Annotated in this window: 17 protein-coding genes and 1 riboswitch; of the genes, 6 read left to right on the top strand and 11 right to left on the bottom strand. The window is 37.5% G+C overall.

Annotated elements, in window-relative coordinates; genetic code table 11:
• Positions 1 to 167: 167 nt before the first annotated feature.
• Both ADIARSV_RS05790 and mgrA read right to left on the bottom strand, forming a co-directional pair.
• Positions 168 to 1,562, bottom strand: coding sequence for an undecaprenyl-phosphate glucose phosphotransferase (locus tag ADIARSV_RS05790; protein WP_016194491.1), 1,395 nt, complete (start codon positions 1,560 to 1,562; stop codon positions 168 to 170).
• Between the two features lie 782 nt (positions 1,563 to 2,344).
• The gene (mgrA, locus tag ADIARSV_RS05785) at positions 2,345 to 3,334 is read right to left on the bottom strand and encodes an L-glyceraldehyde 3-phosphate reductase (RefSeq protein WP_016194489.1); all 990 of its coding nucleotides are present in this window, start codon (positions 3,332 to 3,334) and stop codon (positions 2,345 to 2,347) included.
• A 367-nt stretch (positions 3,335 to 3,701) separates the two neighbouring features.
• On the opposite strand from mgrA, the gene ADIARSV_RS05780 reads away from it, so the two are divergent.
• Positions 3,702 to 4,802, top strand: coding sequence for a mannose-1-phosphate guanylyltransferase (locus tag ADIARSV_RS05780; RefSeq protein ID WP_016194487.1), 1,101 nt, complete (start codon positions 3,702 to 3,704; stop codon positions 4,800 to 4,802).
• 37 nt (positions 4,803 to 4,839) lie between these two features.
• Positions 4,840 to 4,930: riboswitch (TPP riboswitch) on the top strand.
• A gap of 199 nt (positions 4,931 to 5,129) precedes the next feature.
• Here ADIARSV_RS05780 and ADIARSV_RS05775 read toward each other — a convergent pair.
• Both ADIARSV_RS05775 and ADIARSV_RS05770 read right to left on the bottom strand, forming a co-directional pair.
• Positions 5,130 to 5,549 carry a GtrA family protein gene (locus tag ADIARSV_RS05775; protein ID WP_040299240.1) on the bottom strand — a complete coding sequence of 140 codons (420 nt, stop codon included), beginning with the start codon at positions 5,547 to 5,549 and terminating at the stop codon, positions 5,130 to 5,132.
• On the bottom strand, positions 5,546 to 6,265 hold the full coding sequence (locus ADIARSV_RS05770; RefSeq protein ID WP_016194484.1) for a CDP-alcohol phosphatidyltransferase family protein: 720 nt from the start codon (positions 6,263 to 6,265) through the stop codon (positions 5,546 to 5,548). Before ADIARSV_RS05770 ends, ADIARSV_RS05775 begins: the two co-directional genes overlap by 4 nt.
• 183 nt (positions 6,266 to 6,448) lie before the next feature.
• Here ADIARSV_RS05770 and ADIARSV_RS05765 point away from each other — a divergent pair, with 183 nt between their 5' ends.
• Positions 6,449 to 7,783, top strand: a complete 1,335-nt coding sequence (locus ADIARSV_RS05765; RefSeq protein ID WP_016194483.1) for a sensor histidine kinase — start codon at positions 6,449 to 6,451, stop codon at positions 7,781 to 7,783.
• A gap of 61 nt (positions 7,784 to 7,844) precedes the next feature.
• Positions 7,845 to 8,408 (top strand): YciE/YciF ferroxidase family protein, encoded by a 564-nt coding sequence (locus ADIARSV_RS05760; RefSeq protein ID WP_016194482.1) that lies wholly within the window; start codon positions 7,845 to 7,847, stop codon positions 8,406 to 8,408.
• A gap of 151 nt (positions 8,409 to 8,559) precedes the next feature.
• Here the strand turns inward: ADIARSV_RS05760 and ADIARSV_RS05755 are convergent, their stop codons facing one another.
• The 6 genes from ADIARSV_RS05755 to ADIARSV_RS05730 all read right to left on the bottom strand — a co-directional run bounded on the left by ADIARSV_RS05755 (position 8,560) and on the right by ADIARSV_RS05730 (position 14,375).
• Positions 8,560 to 9,339, bottom strand: a complete 780-nt coding sequence (locus tag ADIARSV_RS05755) for a GLPGLI family protein (protein WP_083936530.1) — start codon at positions 9,337 to 9,339, stop codon at positions 8,560 to 8,562.
• Positions 9,336 to 12,092 carry an outer membrane beta-barrel protein gene (locus tag ADIARSV_RS05750; protein ID WP_016194480.1) on the bottom strand — a complete coding sequence of 919 codons (2,757 nt, stop codon included), beginning with the start codon at positions 12,090 to 12,092 and terminating at the stop codon, positions 9,336 to 9,338. The genes ADIARSV_RS05755 and ADIARSV_RS05750 overlap by 4 nt, the downstream gene beginning before the upstream one ends.
• Before the next feature lie 157 nt (positions 12,093 to 12,249).
• A complete protein-coding gene (locus tag ADIARSV_RS05745) occupies positions 12,250 to 12,495 on the bottom strand; it encodes a hypothetical protein (RefSeq protein ID WP_016194479.1) in 246 nt (81 codons plus the stop codon).
• 82 nt (positions 12,496 to 12,577) lie between these two features.
• Positions 12,578 to 12,919 carry a HepT-like ribonuclease domain-containing protein gene (locus ADIARSV_RS05740; protein ID WP_016194478.1) on the bottom strand — a complete coding sequence of 114 codons (342 nt, stop codon included), beginning with the start codon at positions 12,917 to 12,919 and terminating at the stop codon, positions 12,578 to 12,580.
• On the bottom strand, positions 12,916 to 13,218 hold the full coding sequence (locus ADIARSV_RS05735) for a nucleotidyltransferase family protein (RefSeq protein WP_040299239.1): 303 nt from the start codon (positions 13,216 to 13,218) through the stop codon (positions 12,916 to 12,918). Before ADIARSV_RS05735 ends, ADIARSV_RS05740 begins: the two co-directional genes overlap by 4 nt.
• 173 nt (positions 13,219 to 13,391) lie before the next feature.
• Positions 13,392 to 14,375 (bottom strand): hypothetical protein, encoded by a 984-nt coding sequence (locus ADIARSV_RS05730; RefSeq protein WP_016194476.1) that lies wholly within the window; start codon positions 14,373 to 14,375, stop codon positions 13,392 to 13,394.
• A 345-nt stretch (positions 14,376 to 14,720) separates the two neighbouring features.
• Between ADIARSV_RS05730 and ADIARSV_RS05725 the strand changes: the two genes are divergently transcribed.
• Genes ADIARSV_RS05725 through ADIARSV_RS05715 form a run of 3 tightly spaced genes read left to right on the top strand, consistent with a single transcriptional unit; the run spans position 14,721 to position 17,325 of the window.
• Entirely contained in the window at positions 14,721 to 15,683 is a 963-nt protein-coding gene (locus ADIARSV_RS05725; RefSeq protein WP_200864719.1) for a glycosyltransferase, read from the top strand.
• Complete coding sequence (locus tag ADIARSV_RS05720; protein WP_016194474.1) at positions 15,684 to 16,232, top strand: D-glycero-alpha-D-manno-heptose-1,7-bisphosphate 7-phosphatase; 549 nt, start codon at positions 15,684 to 15,686, stop codon at positions 16,230 to 16,232.
• Positions 16,210 to 17,325, top strand: coding sequence for a glycosyltransferase family 9 protein (locus ADIARSV_RS05715; protein ID WP_016194473.1), 1,116 nt, complete (start codon positions 16,210 to 16,212; stop codon positions 17,323 to 17,325). Before ADIARSV_RS05720 ends, ADIARSV_RS05715 begins: the two co-directional genes overlap by 23 nt.
• On the opposite strand, the gene ADIARSV_RS05710 is transcribed toward ADIARSV_RS05715, so the two are convergent.
• Entirely contained in the window at positions 17,318 to 18,325 is a 1,008-nt protein-coding gene (locus ADIARSV_RS05710) for a glycosyltransferase family 9 protein (RefSeq protein WP_016194472.1), read from the bottom strand. The genes ADIARSV_RS05715 and ADIARSV_RS05710 overlap by 8 nt on opposite strands.
• Positions 18,326 to 18,424: the final 99 nt, after the last annotated feature.

The following is an 18,424-nucleotide window of genomic DNA, read 5'->3' as shown; positions in this document are numbered from 1 at the left end:
TATGCATTCTTGACAAAAGAAACAGCGAGAGCAGTTGAGAATACTGGCATACATTCTAAAAAAATCCCTTATACAAAAAAAATCTTATAAATTAATCCTAGGGTTAATTTATAAGATTCCTATAAGTAATGCCTCTATAAATGGAGCAAACACTTTAACATATAATATTAATAAGCGTTATCCTCGCCTTTAAACATATTAATAACCGTCATAAAAATTATCTTAACATCTAGCATTGAGCTCCAGTTCTCCATATACCATATATCATGCTCAACACGCTTTTCCATTAAACGGGGATCTTCAGTTTCACCCCTAAAACCATTAACCTGTGCCCAACCACTGATACCTGGTTTCAAAAATTGCCTAACCATATAACGGTCAATAATGGCACTATACTGTTCTGTATGTTTAATCATATGAGGTCGCGGACCTATTATACTCATATTCCCAAGCAAAACATTGAAAAATTGAGGGAATTCATCCAAGCTGCTTTTCCTAAGAAACTTCCCAATTGGAGTAATCCGATCATCGTCTTTACTAGCTTGTTTCTTGTCGCTATCATTATTCATCTTCATACTCCGGAATTTATAACACCAGAATGGCTCATTATTCCTTCCACTACGCAATTGCCTGAAGAATATTGGACCTCTACTTTGACTTTTTATAATGATTCCAATAATGGGAACCAACCAGCTCATTACAAAAATCACCACTAATGAACTAAAAATAATATCAAAGACTCGCTTCTTAAAACGATTTTGCATATTTTCCAAAGGCTCATGGCGTAAACTTATAACGGGAAATTCACCCATGTAGCTCATTGTAAAAGGAGCAGTCAGCGAACCTGTTAAATCGGGCACAAATTTAAGTCTCACACATTGACGCTCTGCTTCCTCTAACAGATACTTCGCTTCAACCATCCTATCAGGAGTCAACGACACATAAACATCCTTAATACCCCGACTAGCAGCGTCGGCAATATGCTTACAAGTCGATGGCAATAAAGACCCATCCTCTTTAACAAAAAGTGTATCTTCCTCATCATTATGAAGAAACCCTTCAAATTTAAAGTTTTGACTTTTCTCCAGATAACCTGCAAGACGTAGTCCAGTATTGTTTTTACCTAAAACAGCAACAGGTTTACTTACTTTAAAGTGCCTGTATAACACAAATTCAAAAAATGTTCCAGCAAAACGGCTTAATAAAAAAGCAACGCTGATTGCCAGGTAAAGTGTTATTATAAAGGCCCTTGAAATGGTATAATTATCTGAGAATGTCAGATAAAAAACAAAAAGTACAGCATGGAAGGCAACTGCTCTCCAGCTAGCTCTATAAATACTTACAATTTCAGCTAATGATTCATTACGGTATAGTCCGCATACGTTAGATGAGAAAAACCATATCAGATTACAAACAAGCAGATAATTCTTATATGACCCTTCCAACGGTGATGCTTGTATGCCAAATACGGCATAGAATGCCAAAAAGAATGATGCGTTTATTAAGATTATATCCGTAGCTAAAAGCACAAAACGCAATAAATATAAGTATCGTGTTTGCATAAATCCCCAATTAATGTTACAACAAATATAAAAATAAAATCATTTAATTAAAACATTAACAATAATTTAACACAATCAAAGCAAATATTATAATCATATTTAAAAACATAACACATGATAATTAGTATAGTTTTTTATATATTATCATACTGATGTATAGCTACTTACCATTCCGTTTTGTATCCCTCTATTAAATTGCCATCCAATCTGGTTTTATCTATCAAATATGTTGGTATTTATGGACAATTAGACTTCAAAACACATCAGATATTTAAGTATACGTAATAAAACATGCCTTGGTTCTATTTATTAATCCATGAAGAGTCAAAAGATTATTTCTTGAAGAAAACTACTTTCTTATTTCAGTCATATCTCAAGATATAACTGAAATAGTGTTTTAATAAATTTCATATATATTCCTTCCGGAGCTTTATCTGGAACATAATTTTCACTTCCTACATAGTCAAACGCGCCAAAAAGCATTTAATCTTAGGCGTTAACTTGAAATAAACTCATTACCTACATAGTCATAAACATCTAAAACATTTAATCCTATACTTTAACTTGAAAATCAACTCATTGCCTACTTATTTATAAGCGCCAAAAAACATTAATCATGCACTTTGACTTGAAAATCATTCAATTACCCAAATAGTTACATGCATCGAAAAACATTCATTCCTATGCTATAAATTAAAAATCAGCCCATTTCCTATATAGGCATAAACATTGAAAAATTTAATCCTGCGCTTCAAATTAAAACCCCAATCAACCAACTCCCCTTACTTCAAAATTGAATTGATCAAAGCAAGCTCCTCCTCGCTAAAAGCAGTATTACCTAGTGCCAGTAATGAATCGGTAATTTGCTCTGGCCGACTCGCTCCTATTAATACGGATGTAATCCGCTCATCCTTTAATAACCAGGCCAAAGTCATATGCGCAAGTTTTTGTCCCCTTGACTGTGCAACTTCATTTAACTGCCTAATCACTACTCGAACCTCTTCAGTAATATTACTCTCTTTCAAAAACACCCCACTAGTAGCAACTCTTGAGTCTTGAGGAATTCCATTCAGATATTTATCAGTAAGCAGACCTTGAGCCAAAGGCGAAAAAGCAATACAGCCCAAGCCTTTATCTTCCAGCAAATCTAGAAGCCCATCTTCCGCCCATCGTTCAAACATTGAATATTTGGCTTGATGAATCAGACAAGGAGTACCCAATTCTTTTAAAATTAATATGGCCTTTTCTGCTTCCTCAGGCTTATAATTTGAAATTCCCACATAAAGCGCTTTACCCTGACGTACGATATGATCCAGCGCCCCCATAGTCTCTTCTAAAGGCGTATCCGGATCAGGCCGATGAGAATAAAAAATATCCACATAGTCCAGATTCATTCTTTTCAAACTCTGATCTAAACTCGATATCAAATACTTACGTGAACCCCATTCTCCATAAGGTCCGTCCCACATATTGTATCCGGCTTTAGAAGATATAACCAGCTCATCACGACAACCACTCAGATCAGTATGTACTATTTTACCAAAACGCGTTTCCGCAGATCCCGGAGGAGGTCCATAGTTGTTAGCCAGATCAAAATGCGTAATTCCAGCATCAAATGCTGTTGTAATCAGATTGCGACTGTTTGTCTTATCTGAAGCATGGCCGAAATTATGCCACAAGCCTAGCGACATAGCAGGGAGTTTTAACCCACTGTTTCCGCAGCGGCGGTATTCCATATTTGAATACCGGGAAGAAGAAGGAATATATACCATTAGTTTCTATATATTGAAAATAGTAAGAACTTTGAGGTCATAAAACGAGAATGATTACATACGATCTGTTTATCTACATCACGAATCAGTAAGAACTTTGAGTTTATAATAGGCGAAGAATCATACCATATACTTTGTAAATATGAAATACCGCAGAATACAAAAACGCGTATCACCTTTTATCCTGGTGAAATTAGTAAAAATTCCATTCTTTAAGCAATTACCCTTACAATCAGCCAAATTTTGTATTTTGCATCAGGCTATTTAAAATTTACATGAGATAACTTATATAGCCTATATTGAAAAATCATATTTTTACATCACATACACGAGAAAATCGTATATCAAATTTAATACTATACTACAGATGATTAATCAAACACAAAACAGCAATTACTATGCTGTTATTATGGCAGGGGGAGTGGGAAGCCGTTTTTGGCCTGTTAGTCGCACCGCATATCCTAAACAATTTATTGACATTGCGGGTACAGGCATGAGTCTCATCCAAGCAACCTATGAGCGTTTCAAAGATATCGTTCCAACACAAAACATATATATATTAACAAACGACAAATACAGGGACCTCGTCAAAGAACAGTTAAAAGGAATTCAGGACTACCAGATTCTTTGCGAACCAGTTATGCGTAATACAGCTCCATGTATCGCCTATGCCTGTCACAAAATCAGCGAACTCAATCCTAAGGCATCAATTGTAGTCGCACCTTCTGATCACTTAATCTTAAATACACGTCAATTTACACTGGATGTCAGCAATGCTTTGCAAACTGCCGAAAGCAACCCTTGTTTGATTACGCTTGGCATACAGCCATCCAGACCCGATACCGGCTATGGGTACATCCGTTACTCCAATCAGGAATTAGGTAATGGCTTTAAAAAAGTAGCTCAGTTTACCGAAAAACCCGACAAAGAGCACGCGGAAAGCTTTTTAAAGAGTGGTGATTATTTATGGAATGCAGGGATTTTCATATGGAGTGCTGCAGAAGTATTAAAAGCCTTTGAAACACAATTACCCGAAATGAATAAGCTATTTCTTCAGGGAAGAAACGTTTACAATACCGGAAATGAATCCACATTTTTAAAAGAGAACTATCCAAACTGCCAGAATATCTCAATTGATTATGGAATAATGGAGAACGCTGAAAATGTATTCGTTTTACCCGTAGAATTTGGATGGTCTGATTTAGGAACATGGGCATCCTTATATTCCCTGGCTGAGAAGGATGAAAACCAAAATGTAGTTATTCCTTCCGAGGGAACAATTCTGCACGACACTTCCGGCTGTATGATCAACATTCCTGAAGGCAAAAAATTAGTGATCAAAGGATTGCACGACTATATAATTGCTGAAGCAAACGATACGCTGATGATTATCCCCCGCGAAAGCGAACAGGAAGTAAAACAGATCGTTGCCGATGTAAAAACCAAGTATGGCGAAAACTTTGTATAATCAAAGCTACGATTTTAATAATCCAGGAAAATAAATTATAATACTTTAGGGGTGCCCATAGGCTGAGATCAAGACCCTTTGAACCTGATGCTGCTCGTACAGCCGAAGGGAAAAGTTATATATAATTATTCCGGAATGCCTAACATTCTAGCAGAGGAGCCAGAAAAAAAGCTTCTCTTCATTTTAAACAGGATGCCGATTCTGCAACTATCTCCGAACACTAAACAAAATAAAACTAGCTTAAAATTAAAAAGTTAAAAACTAACCAATTAAATTAAACACTTCCAAAAACAAGCCAATTAAATCAAACAGTTCAAAACAAATATTCTATCTGCTTTTTCTACTTGCCGCTACAAAAACCCAATGCTTTTGAAGAACATAGTTGAATAATAGCGAGACGATCAAATCTACAACAAGCCGACTGATCCTATAGTCCAGTCGTAGTAGTTCAGTCAATGAATAAGTACCTGAAATTTTCAAGCAAATACTACCACATACAACCAAACAAAATCTGAATAACTGGGCATTAATCGATTTTTGATCTTCATTATTAACTTTGAAAGTCCAGTATCTGTTAATGGTAAAATTAACAACGGCTCCTATAGTTCCACCAATAAATATAGAAAGGGTATAATGAAACCCGACGACTTCAGTAAAAAAAATCATAGTCAGGTAATCAGCTATGCCTCCTGTAAAGGCGGAGAACTGAGCCCTAATAAAAATCTTTAATGAAGACCGATTGATCATTTATTATTTTTATTGGCGGCTTTATCCTCAAGGTCACGCTGATCCCCCAGAGCCAATAGATCCTTGGTATCAATCAAATTAATAATAAACAAAGCAAAACACATCATCATGGCAAGCCAGTCAATAGAGCCTGCAAAGAAAATTTCACTAATCAGAAGGGCACAAATAAGAAGGCGAACTTCTGTAGGGCCAAATATCCCTGAATCAATAGTATATTTATCTGTGATTTTATACCGAAGTTGAGAAATAATCATTGCCCAGCCATAAAAAGCCACAAAAAGAAAAGCAACAATTTCAAAGTCCCCTTTAATGTAAACTAAAAAGCCCAGGCCCATCAGAATCGTACTGATCCAATCCATAATGATATCCAGTGAAAACCCATACCACTTCCTTGGAATATTTCTGTAATAGGCAATTCTACCATCCAACGAATCGCCCAACCAGTTTATAGCAAGTCCCGCTACCCCAACCAAAAGATAGGATACATGAAAATGAGCGGCTAAAAGAAACCCTACAAGAACAAGAAAACTCCCAAACATTCCGAGTCCTGTAAGCATGTCAGGAGAAATAAAAGCCGGCATTTTACTCACCAGCCATCCAATTGCATTTTGTTCGGTACTCTTTAATATATTAGTTCGCTTTCTATCCTTAAATGTTCGTTTTCTATCCTCGTTTTTCTTAATCAATATAGAGGAGGAAAGGGTATCTTTATCCATGCGTTACAGCCTTATCTTAAAAAAGGTGTGCAAAAGTAAGAATAATAGGGTTAAAATTAACAGCGTGTTATCTTAATGTCAATTAATTAACAAATCATCGAGTTTTATTAAAAAACAGCCCTTTAAACCTAAGATCCGGAACCTTTGAAAGTAATTTTCGTACAACCAAGCTAATATGCAACCGTGCAGAGCATTAAGGATTTTATAAGTATCAATTGGGTTAAGCTTATTGGAAGTAAAGAACACTTCTCATTGGAACAGCGCATCTTTCATGCGGCTTGCATTCTTCCATTATTGATTTGCCTTTTAAATATATTCGTAAACCTGTATTTGCAACTTTATAACCTTGCAGCCTTAATGTTTGCTCTTCACCTGATCATGTTGTTCCTGTATTACATTTCCAGGGTCAAAATGAAGACGGGAACAAGCATTACTGTCTATTGTATCCTTGGTAATGCAATGTTTGCTATTAACTTCTATTTTAATTCAGGAAGTAATGGACCAACAACCATACTATTTTTAATTCTATTCTTAATAACAATCATCATTGCACAAAAAAATCAAGCTAGGCTGTGGATAATCCTAAATCTTTTAACCATTGTGGCTCTACTGCTTTTTGAAAATTATTATCCCAATCTGATAGAATATACCTATAAAACCCGAAATGATCGCTACGCCGATATTATTTACACCTATATTGCTGCCATCTTTATCATGTCCTTCATAATAAAATACATGCTGGATAGCTATAAATCCGAACATAATAAAGTAAAACAAAAAGCCATTGAACTAGATCTGGCCAATAACACTAAAAATAAATTATTCTCTATCCTCGCTCATGACCTCCGGTCTCCTTTGAATAACATCCATAGTTATCTCGAAATAATTTCCCAAATACAGCTGCCTGGTGATGAAAGGCAAACGTTAGAAAATGACCTGTTAAAAACCACAGAAAACACGCAGCAAATGTTATCTAATTTACTATCCTGGAGCAGTTCTCAGTTGGAAGGGTTTAATGTAAAACTACAGAACACACGGCTTAATGACGCATTATCCACCACATTTAAAGTTCAAAAAAATATAGCTTCTCAAAAGAAAATAGATCTGGATATTCAACTGGATCCTGATGCGTGTATTTTGGCTGATCCAAATATGCTGGAAGTTATTGTCCGCAACATTATTAATAATGCTATTAAGTTCACCCCCTCTCCAGGTAAAATAACCATTCAAACCATTGAAAATCCATTAGAATGGATCATAAAGATAGCAGACAATGGCATAGGAATTAAAATTGATCGCCAGCACACTCTTTTCACATTAGAAGGAGAGACTACCTATGGAACAAACAATGAAAAAGGTGCGGGATTAGGATTAGTTTTATGTAGGGATTTTGCCAAACTTCAGAAAGCTAAAATCTGGTTTGAAAGTATTCCAAATGAAGGAAATACTTTTTACGTAAGCTTCAATAAGTGTCAGAATTCATCAGATTCAGTAGATAAAAACGCTCCTTTTTACTAAACAATTCCACTTTTTAAAGGTTAACCTAATACATTTTATCAACCTTTAAAAACAATTTACCATGGCAACTACGTCAAAAACAAGCACTAAGGATGCATCCAAAAAACCAACAGGCCTTACAGGAAAAATGGAAGACTCTGAATTCCACAAATTCTTTGTAGACGAATTGAAGGACATCTATTGGGCCGAAAAACATTTAGTAAAAGCCCTTCCTAAAATGAAAAAAGCAGCTACCAGTACGGAACTTGCTTCTGCATTTGAAAAACACGCATTAGAAACACAAGAGCACATTACCAAACTCGAAGAAGTATTCGCTTTAGTAGAAGAAAAAGCATCAGCAAAAAAATGCGATGCAATGGAAGGTTTGTTATCTGAAGCAGACGGCATCATTGAGGATACAGAAAAAGGAACTATGGTACGTGATGCTGGATTAATACTTGCTGCTCAAAAAGTAGAGCATTACGAAATTGCTACCTATGGCACGCTAAAAACCTTTGCCGAAAACATGGGACATAGTGATGTCGTAGCCATCTTAGAACAAATCCTTGAAAATGAAAAAGCTACCGATGTTGCTTTAACTCAAGTTGCAGAAAGCTTTGTGAACGAACAAGCTTCTCAGGAATAATCAACACCGTTATAAGAGGCTCTATTCTGAATTGAAATTCTACATCATAATGAATTCAAATTAGTCTCTAACGCTAAAAAAAGTTAATAAAAAAGCGGCAGTTCTCAAATAGAGAATTGCCGCTTTTTTTAGGAACTTTTGGACACTATATCTAAAGCAAAAAACCTTTTAACATATTCTTCGCCTGCGGTCCCCATCGTTCAATAATGTCATTTAATTTTGCATTTAACGCTTTATTATTTACAGGTTTACCTTTCACAGGGGCCTTCAACACCGTCTTATCTATTGTTTTGTCAGATACCAAGGTGGCAAACCAAGTCATGTTCTCATGTGGAAGAGCGACTCCAAGAATCATTCCCGGCAAACCGCTAAATGACTCCGGTCCACCTGATACCAGGATCTCATCTGTATAAAAAGCAACCACATAGATCGAATCCAGCATCACCGCATTAGCCCGTCTACACTGATATCCCGCTATTTCACGTGTCTCATCAGTCATTTTCCAGGTAATTTTCCTAATTGAATCCTTTACGATAAAGGTCTCTTCAAAAACCTTTTTTTGCACGATGCTCAGTCCACTTAAAAAATCGGTGAAGATTGTATTCGGCTGACTATTATTCGGATCGTCCCCAAACGCGCTATTCTGACTCGTTACAGTTACAGGAATAGGTGTATAAAGCGATTTATCTTTTGAAAATAACAAGGTACTTTTAACAGTCCTAAACTGAGGCTGTGTTTTCACATACTGATCATACATTTTGGACATGTATACCTCATTCTTTTCTGTGATATTTTTCTTCAACTGAGCAAACATATTTATCTTCTTTTCAAACTCAATTGATCCTTCCGAAATGAACCTGGCATGCTGTGCATGGAGACCACACTCAGCAAAAACAGAAAACATAAATAACAATATAACCTTTATCTTCATTTTTTAAGTCCCGCAGACCCTCCCATTTTGTTAAAATCCCAAACAGCTGAAAACATAAAATAGCGTTTTATAGTCGTGTAGCTATTCTGTGTGATCCTATTATTATATGCACTTCGGTCAAACCCCTTATTCTGATTTAAAATGTCATTAGCACTTGCAACAAGCCTAAAACTCTCCGCCTTAAAAAACTTTTTCTCCACACGGGCATTCCAAAGCGTACGTTTAAAATCCTCATCAAAAGAAGCTGTCTTTTCCCTGTACTCATATCTAATATCAGAACTTATCTGAAATTTCAAAGGTAAATAAACGGAAAACGACCCGCTTGAATTAAAAGTTAACCCGTTGTTATTGATGTCTTTTTGTAACGATGACTCGCTGACATTATAACCAGGGTTCGCTGACACGGAGAAATCATACTTCTTTTGTTTATACTTAGAGATCCGAAGTCCCCCAGAATAACTGTACGAAGTCGTTTTGTTTAATATGGTATTGGCATAATTATAATACGTATTGCCGTTAGTACCCAGATCTATGCCCACTTTAAGCCCCCCTAAACTAATCTTCCAGCCATAATAAAGATTCATATAAAAATTAGACGGTTGTTTATTATTTAAATTGATATACTGGTACAAATTTTTACCCGCTGAATCGGTCTGTGTATTACTTACAATCTCATTTAAAGTAAAGTTATACGAACCATACAAGTAAATATACTGCTCACTCAGAATTTTATACGAATTAAGCTGCAAGTCAAATCCATTACGGAAAGAGGGCTTAAGGTCAGGATTACCAACCGTTATATTAAGTGGATCATCATTTTGAAGAATAGGTTGTAATTGATTCAAAGAAGGCTGCGAGCTATTACCACGATAACTCAACCTAAATGACTTTTGTTGAGAGAATTTATATTGATAGCTGGCTTGCGGATTCCAGTTTATGAAATTACGCGAATAAGTTTTATCTGCATATAAATCCTTTTGCTTAAAATCCACTGCACTTGCTTTTGTACCAAAGTTGATGGTATTTTTATCCTTTTTATAATTAAACACCATTCCTACCTGGTTTCTACTCTCATCCACTTCAAAGTTATTACTGTATAAAGAGTCCAGCACATTATAATCTCCCGAAGCTGATTGATTAAACGATCTGCGATCCGCAGAACTATTATTCAGTATATACCCATAGTTTAAAATCACAGAGAAGGTTTTACTAAAGGGTTCAGTATAGGTAATGTTCGTATTTAAAGATGCGCTATTACTTTTATTCAATTTATACTGGTCAATACTGTCCAAAACAACCACACTATTAAAATATTTGTTCGCTGAATTTAAAGATCCCGTTGTTTTATTATCACGGAGGGTTTGACTAACAAACAGAGATAATGTTCGACTCGTTTTCTTCAACTTTTTATTATAAAAAGCACTGGCAAAGAACGATTGCTCCTTACCATCATTCCTGTTATCACGGATGCTATTATTTACCAAACTCCCATCGCCCCTACTACTTGTGGTTTTAAACTGTTCACTACTCTCTGTATCTGCCAATGAGCCATCCACCACAATCTTCAAGTTTGATGTAGTATCCAGCTTAATTTCATAAGTAGCATCCAACTTCTGACGGTTGTTACTAGTATTAAAATCACGATCCGAAACTTCATTGATCACTCCAGTTGGAAGATTATTCTGTGTCTGGGTATTTGAAGTACCATCCACATTCAGATAAGAAGTTTTAAAATTGGTATTGATAGTTTCTTTATCCAGATTCCACTTCGCATCATAATGCAGTCCACCCGTTCGTGCAACAGGAATACCCTGACCATTATAATCTGATCCTCCACCCGAAAAATAAACGCCACCATTGTCAGATACCTGCACCCCAGCGCCATATTTACCGGCATCTTCCCAACCCAAGCCCACCGTACCATCGTTTCCTGCAATTGCATAAGCCGAAAACTTGCGCTTCCCTTTAAACACATTCAGCATTCCCTGCCCCTTATAAAACTCGTCAGATCCTGCCCCAACATCTACTTTTCCGAAGTACCCACTCTTTTTATCTTCCTTCAGTTTGATGTTCAGCGTTTTAGTCTTTTCCCCGTCATCAATACCGGTAAAAGTAGCCTGATCGCTCTTTTTATCATACAACTGCACCTTATCCACCATATCCGCACGGATATTTTTAGTTACCAGCGTAGGGTCATCACCAAAAAATTCTTCCCCATCAACCAGCACCTTTTTAACTACCTCCCCTTGAGCCGTAATTTTACCATCCTTATCCACCTGAATCCCCGGAAACTGTTTAATTAAATCCTCAACCCTTGAGTTGGGCTGAATTTCAAAACTCCCGGCGTTAAATTCTGTCGTATCCCCTTTTATCCGTACAGCTACAGCCTTAGCTTTCACTAATACTTCTGCCAATAGATTGGCTTTTAAAATCAGCTTAATGTCCCCAAAATCTTTATTCCGGTGCAGGGAGTCCAGATTAAAACACTCTACATAATCCGCATACCCCGGATAAGTAACTAAAATAAAAAACTTCCCTGCTTTTAGTTTATCTACAGAAAAAGATCCGTCTGCTTTAGCTCTCCCAAATGCAGCAAGGGTGGAGTCCTTACTATTCATGATACTCAATGAAGCATTTAAAAGTTTTTCGTTTGAAGCTGTATCTGATACCAAACCCTTAACTGAATATAAATTCTGAGCGTTCACGGTGTAGAAAAAGAAGGAGAACAAGAACGCAAAAAAGGAAAATTTCATATAGGTTAATTAGGTTTCCCAATGTTACATATATTCTTAATTAATGCAAAAAAATATTTGTTAACATTATGTTAAATGTATGATTTTAAATTACACCCATATTCAACACCTTGAAAATGCACAGGAGTTTCTTGTAACCGGTTTAGTAAAAAAGCAATCAGTTAAAATGAGTATCTATTTTCAGACCTATTTCATCAGCAATAGACTGGTCAAGGTCACTTTCCTCCCATTCCCAATTAATAATGTTATGTCGTTTTAAATTACCAAGTTTCTTTCCATCAAACAGAACTTCAAAGGAAGCTTCGGTATTGATTTTATTATAAACTGGCGTAATGAATAAGCGTAGTAACTCACCACCAACACGAGCATTAACATGAAAAGGCTCATCAAAGTTTGTAATCATCGTCCTGATAACAAGCGTTTAACAAACTTGTTTGCTTTGAAATTTTCCATATGCTTCATAAAACACTTTGCGATATATAACGCTATTTATTTTCTTGCATAAGGATATCAACCTCCGCTTTTAATTTCGGTAAATGGTTCATAACGACACTCCAGATAACAATGTTATTTACATTATCGTATGTATGGATGACTTTGTTTCTAAGATCAACCATCTGTCTCGCATAAGAAATTTCGATAGCTGGATTAATTTTTAACAACTTGTTAACGGCTTCATCGATAATTTCAAGCTCTCGCTCAACTGCTCTTCTTTTGGTTTTATTATTAATATATTCTTCAAGAATTCTACGTCCTTCAAGATGGTCATCAATAGATGCAATGCCAACAACAATATCTGTTAAGAGTTTCTTTTCTTCAGTCTTCATAAAACAGCGATCTTTTGCTTGTTTATGCTTTGAAGTAAGTATGGGTTAGTAATAGTCTCTTCTGCCACGAGGTCTACATCTTTTTTAAGCAGGTTCTGTAGTGCGTAAATGAGCTGAAAGTAGTTGTTTCCGTAATCGGTATAACTTAGATCAGGATTAAATTTTACCAAAAAGTCAATATCACTACTATCTGTCATGTTTCCATTAGCTGCACTCCCAAATAAATGAGCTCTAATGACACCATATTGAGTCATTAGAGTCTTTATCTGCAATAAATTTGATTTAACTAAACTATTCATATTTATTTTTTGCACCTAAGTGATAATTCAAATTTACAATTAATAGTTTTAAATCAATTTATGTTAAATAAATGCTTTCATGTGCATATCGAAATTTGCTTCCATGTCTACAATTAAACTTTCTTAGACCCCTTAAGTTAATTTCAAACTGATTAAACCCTTTAAAATGCAAATCATTTCTTAAATGAAACGCGCTGGCCTAGTGTAATACCCGAACTCGTTTCATTAAGTCTTGCTGTAAGATTTACCTTTTGGGCAGTCTTGCTTGCCGTACTTCCATGCAGGTCAATCCTTAAACCCAGCCCAAGCATCAATAAATTACCTACATAAACCATATGATGCAGGTTCCCCTGCTCTACTGGATAATTTGCAGCACATTGATTTACTGCTGCTTTTGGACGATCCGAGGCAGTTGTACTTTGGAATGCCCCAATAATAGCGCAAGGACTAAACTCCTTGGAATTGATTAAAATTGCTTCCTCATCCAACCCGATTGCATTATAAACGAGCAAAGACATGCTCAGCATCAAGATACCAGAAGGACTTGGAATACTATCAAAGCAAACCGCCTGCTCATCCACTGTTTCGTAACTCCCAAAATCAACATCCTTCACCTCCAGGTGTTCATAATACTCTTCCCGGAAGTTAAACGCCACCAGCATCAGTCTAACCCGGTATTTAAGCTTTCCGGCCGACAGCCCTTTAGGCCTCTTAATACCACTTTGGGTGTTTAAACTTCCCAGTTTAACACGTACACGACCTTCAGAATCCTGCTCCACCTGGTGACTCATCTGAAGCACTTCCGACAGCTTGCTGTCCGCATTAAACTCCATGCCATTCAAATGACTCAGGTCTGCATCATGCAAATCCCGTTCCCCAACACTTCCACTAAACCCGTTACGGATGCTTCGGTAGACCAACTGCGTACTGCGACTCACAGCTGTTCCATCCCGATGCAAATAAGCAGGTTCAAATGCCTGGCGAATAATTGCAGCCGTAGAACTCGATAAACCGAACTCTGTGGAGGTTTTGATACTTTCCTGGGTCTGTTTGAACTTTGCAGGTTTTCCCTGTATAATGTTCTTGTCCCGGTAAGTACGGTAGACGACCGACCCTGCGGTTCCCCGTACTCTTCCTTTATTATCTATAGTGGCCATAATATATTTGCTAAGCGGGTAAGGTAATCATTTCAAGAATCTTAGCAGTGAAATTTCTCTTATATTTTGGGACAAAAAAGAGAAAGCGGCTCTATACAATCTGGAGAGGGATTTTAACATATCATGAATATTGATTAAAAATCAAACGATAAAGAAACAGGTAATAACCGATCATAAGTCCCATATATCAATGCATAAGTCGGACTTATCATGGGATCAACGCTGGTCCTTATCGGGAAATTATATAATGTATTAACCCTAAAATAACAAAATCTTACATGTTAATTACTGGCCTCTTAAACAATCTGCTACCTTCAGTTGTCTCTGATCATACTTACCTATAAAATGATGAACAACTCCCGCCCTCAGCTTTTTACCTGGCATATCCATGGCAGTTACTTATATTATCTATCCCAAGGTAATTACGACATCTATATCCCTGTCAAAGAAGAACAATCAGAAGGATATTACGGACGAGGAGAAACTTTTCCTTTTGGTGACAATATTCATGAGGTTCACATAAATGACATTCCACAGCTTGATCTGGATTGTATCATTTATCAAACCAATACCAACTATCTGAAAGATCAGTACGAGATCTTATCTGAAGATCAAAGAGCATTACCTAAGGTCTATATTGAGCATGATCCGCCACGGGTTCATCCCACAGACACCAAACATGTAGTGAATGACCCCGATGTTTTGCTGGTACATGTTACACATTTTAACCGCCTGATGTGGGATAATAATGGCATCACAACAAAAGTGATTGAACACGGTGTAACCGTACCTGAAATCCCTTATACGGGCGAAATTGAAAAAGGCATTGTAGTGATCAATAACCTCCCAAGTCGCGGCAGGTTATTGGGCCTTGACATTTTCATGGAGGTGCGCAAGCATATACCACTTGACCTGATCGGGATGAATACCGGAGAACTGGGATTAGGGGAAGTGTTGCACCCTCAATTACCCGAATTCATCAGTAAATACCGGTTTTTCTTTAACCCCATCCGCTATACCAGTCATGGTCTGGCCGTTTGCGAAGCCATGATGTTAGGGATTCCTGTGATAGGAATGGCCACTACGGAGATGCCTACCGTAATTACCAATGATGTCAATGGATTCATCCATACCGATATTTCGGTTTTGGTTGATAAAATGAAGACGCTATTGGTGGACAAACAACAAGCTATTCAGCTCGGTATTGAGGGACGGAAAACGGCATTGCGCAGATATAACATTCAACGTTTTGTTCAGGACTGGGAAGAAACGGTAGCACAGGTAATCGAGGCGCAGGTCAGCAAATAGATGATGCATAAAGCGGTATTTATAGATAAGGACGGCACATTAATTCAGGATGTACCTTATAATGTGGACCCTGCTTTAATAAAACTGGAAGAACATGCTCTTGATGGATTGAAACGCATTAAAGAATTAGGCTATGAACTGATTGTGATTTCCAACCAGTCCGGTGTAGCACATGGATACTTTGAAGAATCCGCATTACAAGGAGTAGAAGCGAAGATTAAAGAACTTCTCCATGCACACCAGATCACTTTAGATGCTTTTTATTATTGTCCCAATCATCCGGAAGGAAAAATAGAAAAGTATAAACTGGACTGCGATTTCAGAAAGCCAAAGCCCGGCATGATCTTGCAGGCTGCAGTAGAGCGGGGTATAGATCTTTCACAATCCTGGATGATCGGGGATATTCTGCATGATATAGAAGCGGGTCAGCGCGCAGGCTGCAAAACCATCTTAATTAACAATGGGAATGAAACGGAATGGATCATGAACGACTTTAACCACCCTGATTTTACTGTAAAAAACATCAATGAAGCTGCAAGCAAACTATAAAAATATTCTATGCATCCGTCCGGATAATCTGGGCGACCTATTGATGAGCTCTCCGGCCATTCGCGCATTAAAGGAAACCTTTAATGCAAAGATTACTGTATTAACTTCTTCTATGGCAGCTGGGGTAGCGAAACTTATTCCTGAAATAGATGAGGTCATGATCTGCGACTTCCCCTGGGTAAAAAATGCAGCCAATACCTCTTCTGATCATTTTCTCGATATCATTGGTGATCTTAAAAAGAAAAACTTCGATCTGGCGGTCATGTTTACCGTGTACAGCCAGAATCCCTTGCCCGCTACTATGCTGGCCTACCTGGCGGAGATTCCGGTGCGACTGGCTTATTGTCGTGAAAACCCATACGATCTGCTTACGCATTGGCTTCCTGATCAGGAGCCTTATAAACTAATTAAACACCAGGTAAGAAGAGATCTGGATTTAGTAAAATCTATCGGTGCTACGCCATCACAAGAAAACTTAGCACTTATCCAAACAGATGAAGCCTGGAATAAAGCACAAATAAAATTGAACGCATTACCTATAGATCTGCAAAAGCCATGGCTGATTCTCCATGCCGGCGTGAGTGAACAAAAACGAACTTATCCTTTAGAACTCTGGGTTCAAGCGGCACAAAAACTGATGCTGAAAAATGATTACCAGATCCTTTTTACCGGAGGGGCGAAAGAAAAAGCATTAACAGACCAGTTAGCAGAAGCTTCCGGAGGTCAATCCTTCTCTCTTGGAGGTCTGTTTTCTATTGAAGAGTTTGTGGCTTTGATTAGTAAAGCACCATTAGTCATTTCCGTAAATACAGGAACGATACATCTGGCAGCAGCAACAAAAACACCTGTAATCGTTTTATATGCTTTATCAAATCCACAACATGCCCCGTGGAAATCATACGGAAAGGTATTACCTTTTACTGTGCCCAATAATCTGCAAAGTAAAAATGAAGTGATCCGATATGTAAATGCCACGTTTTTCTCTAAAAAGATAAAAACAGTATCACCTGCTGACATCTTTCAAGCGGTACAAAAGATTCGAAACGGCAAGACCTTAATAATTCCTGAGATACCGGAAAGCTTTATTAACTAAGCACTTTTGCGGAGACTTCCAGCTTAGTTTTTAAGTGTTGCTGAACAAGAGCAAAATCCGGATTCACGGTCCAGTCAATTACATAGTGCAGTTCTCTGTTTAACGGTGCCCAACGATCGGGTTCGCCGTCCATACTGATGACAATACTCGGGGTTTTAAAGGCAGCAACCATGTGCGACACACCAGTGCAATTGGAAATCAGCATAAAGGAATTCTTTATCAGCACACCCATAGCGCCTATATTCGTTTTTCCAGCAGCAATAATGGGGTCTAACTTCATTTTCCGACTCACTTCTTCCACAATGCCCAACTCGTCCTTAGTACCGGTAAGTACGACTTGAAATCCTTTTTTGATGCAATAATCTGCAAGTGAGGCAAAGTGTGCGGTAGGCCATTGCCGCCATGCCCCTCTTGATCCGGGATGTATACATATATATTTTTGAGATTTTAAAAGTGGAAGATGTATAGCCATCAAATCTTCCTCATCTTCAGTCGTTAAAGGAAATTCCAAAGCGGATCCTTGTGGTGAAATGCCTAAATGTTCCATCAACAGGAGATGACGTTTAATCTCTGAGCCATGATTTGGATACTGCAGAAATAACCCATTGTCCGGTGCGTAATCATCTTTTTTGCAAAATCCGGCAGTAAAGTTGGCATTAAAAAGTTCCACCATCGGATTCACGATCGAGCCATTTCCCTGCATCTGTAAGGCCAGGTCAAACTGCTGTTTTTGCACTTCCGCTAAAAAAGCGGTAAACGCAAGCGGATTGACCTCTTGTTCGGGTAAACCCGGATAACCTGGAAAATGAATAAAAGAATCAAAGTATTGCGGAAACCTGCTAACAAGAGATTTTGCCCATGGCAGTCCTGCTAAAGTGATTTTCGCTTGTGGATAAGCCTGTTTTAACGCGCGGATTGCAGGTATCACACATAACATATCCCCTAATTGCAGGGCTCTGAATACGATTATTTTCTTTACATTTTCTACAGGTAGCATCATATAAGAAGAGAATTGACTTATACTAACAATATGTATAGTAGTATGTTTACTAATTCATCTTCCTTTTTAAATAAATAACACCCTGAATTTCAATGCTCC

Source organism: Arcticibacter svalbardensis MN12-7 (assembly GCF_000403135.1).
In the GTDB taxonomy this organism is placed as follows: domain Bacteria; phylum Bacteroidota; class Bacteroidia; order Sphingobacteriales; family Sphingobacteriaceae; genus Arcticibacter; species Arcticibacter svalbardensis.
This window is presented reverse-complemented; position numbering and strand designations above follow the sequence as displayed.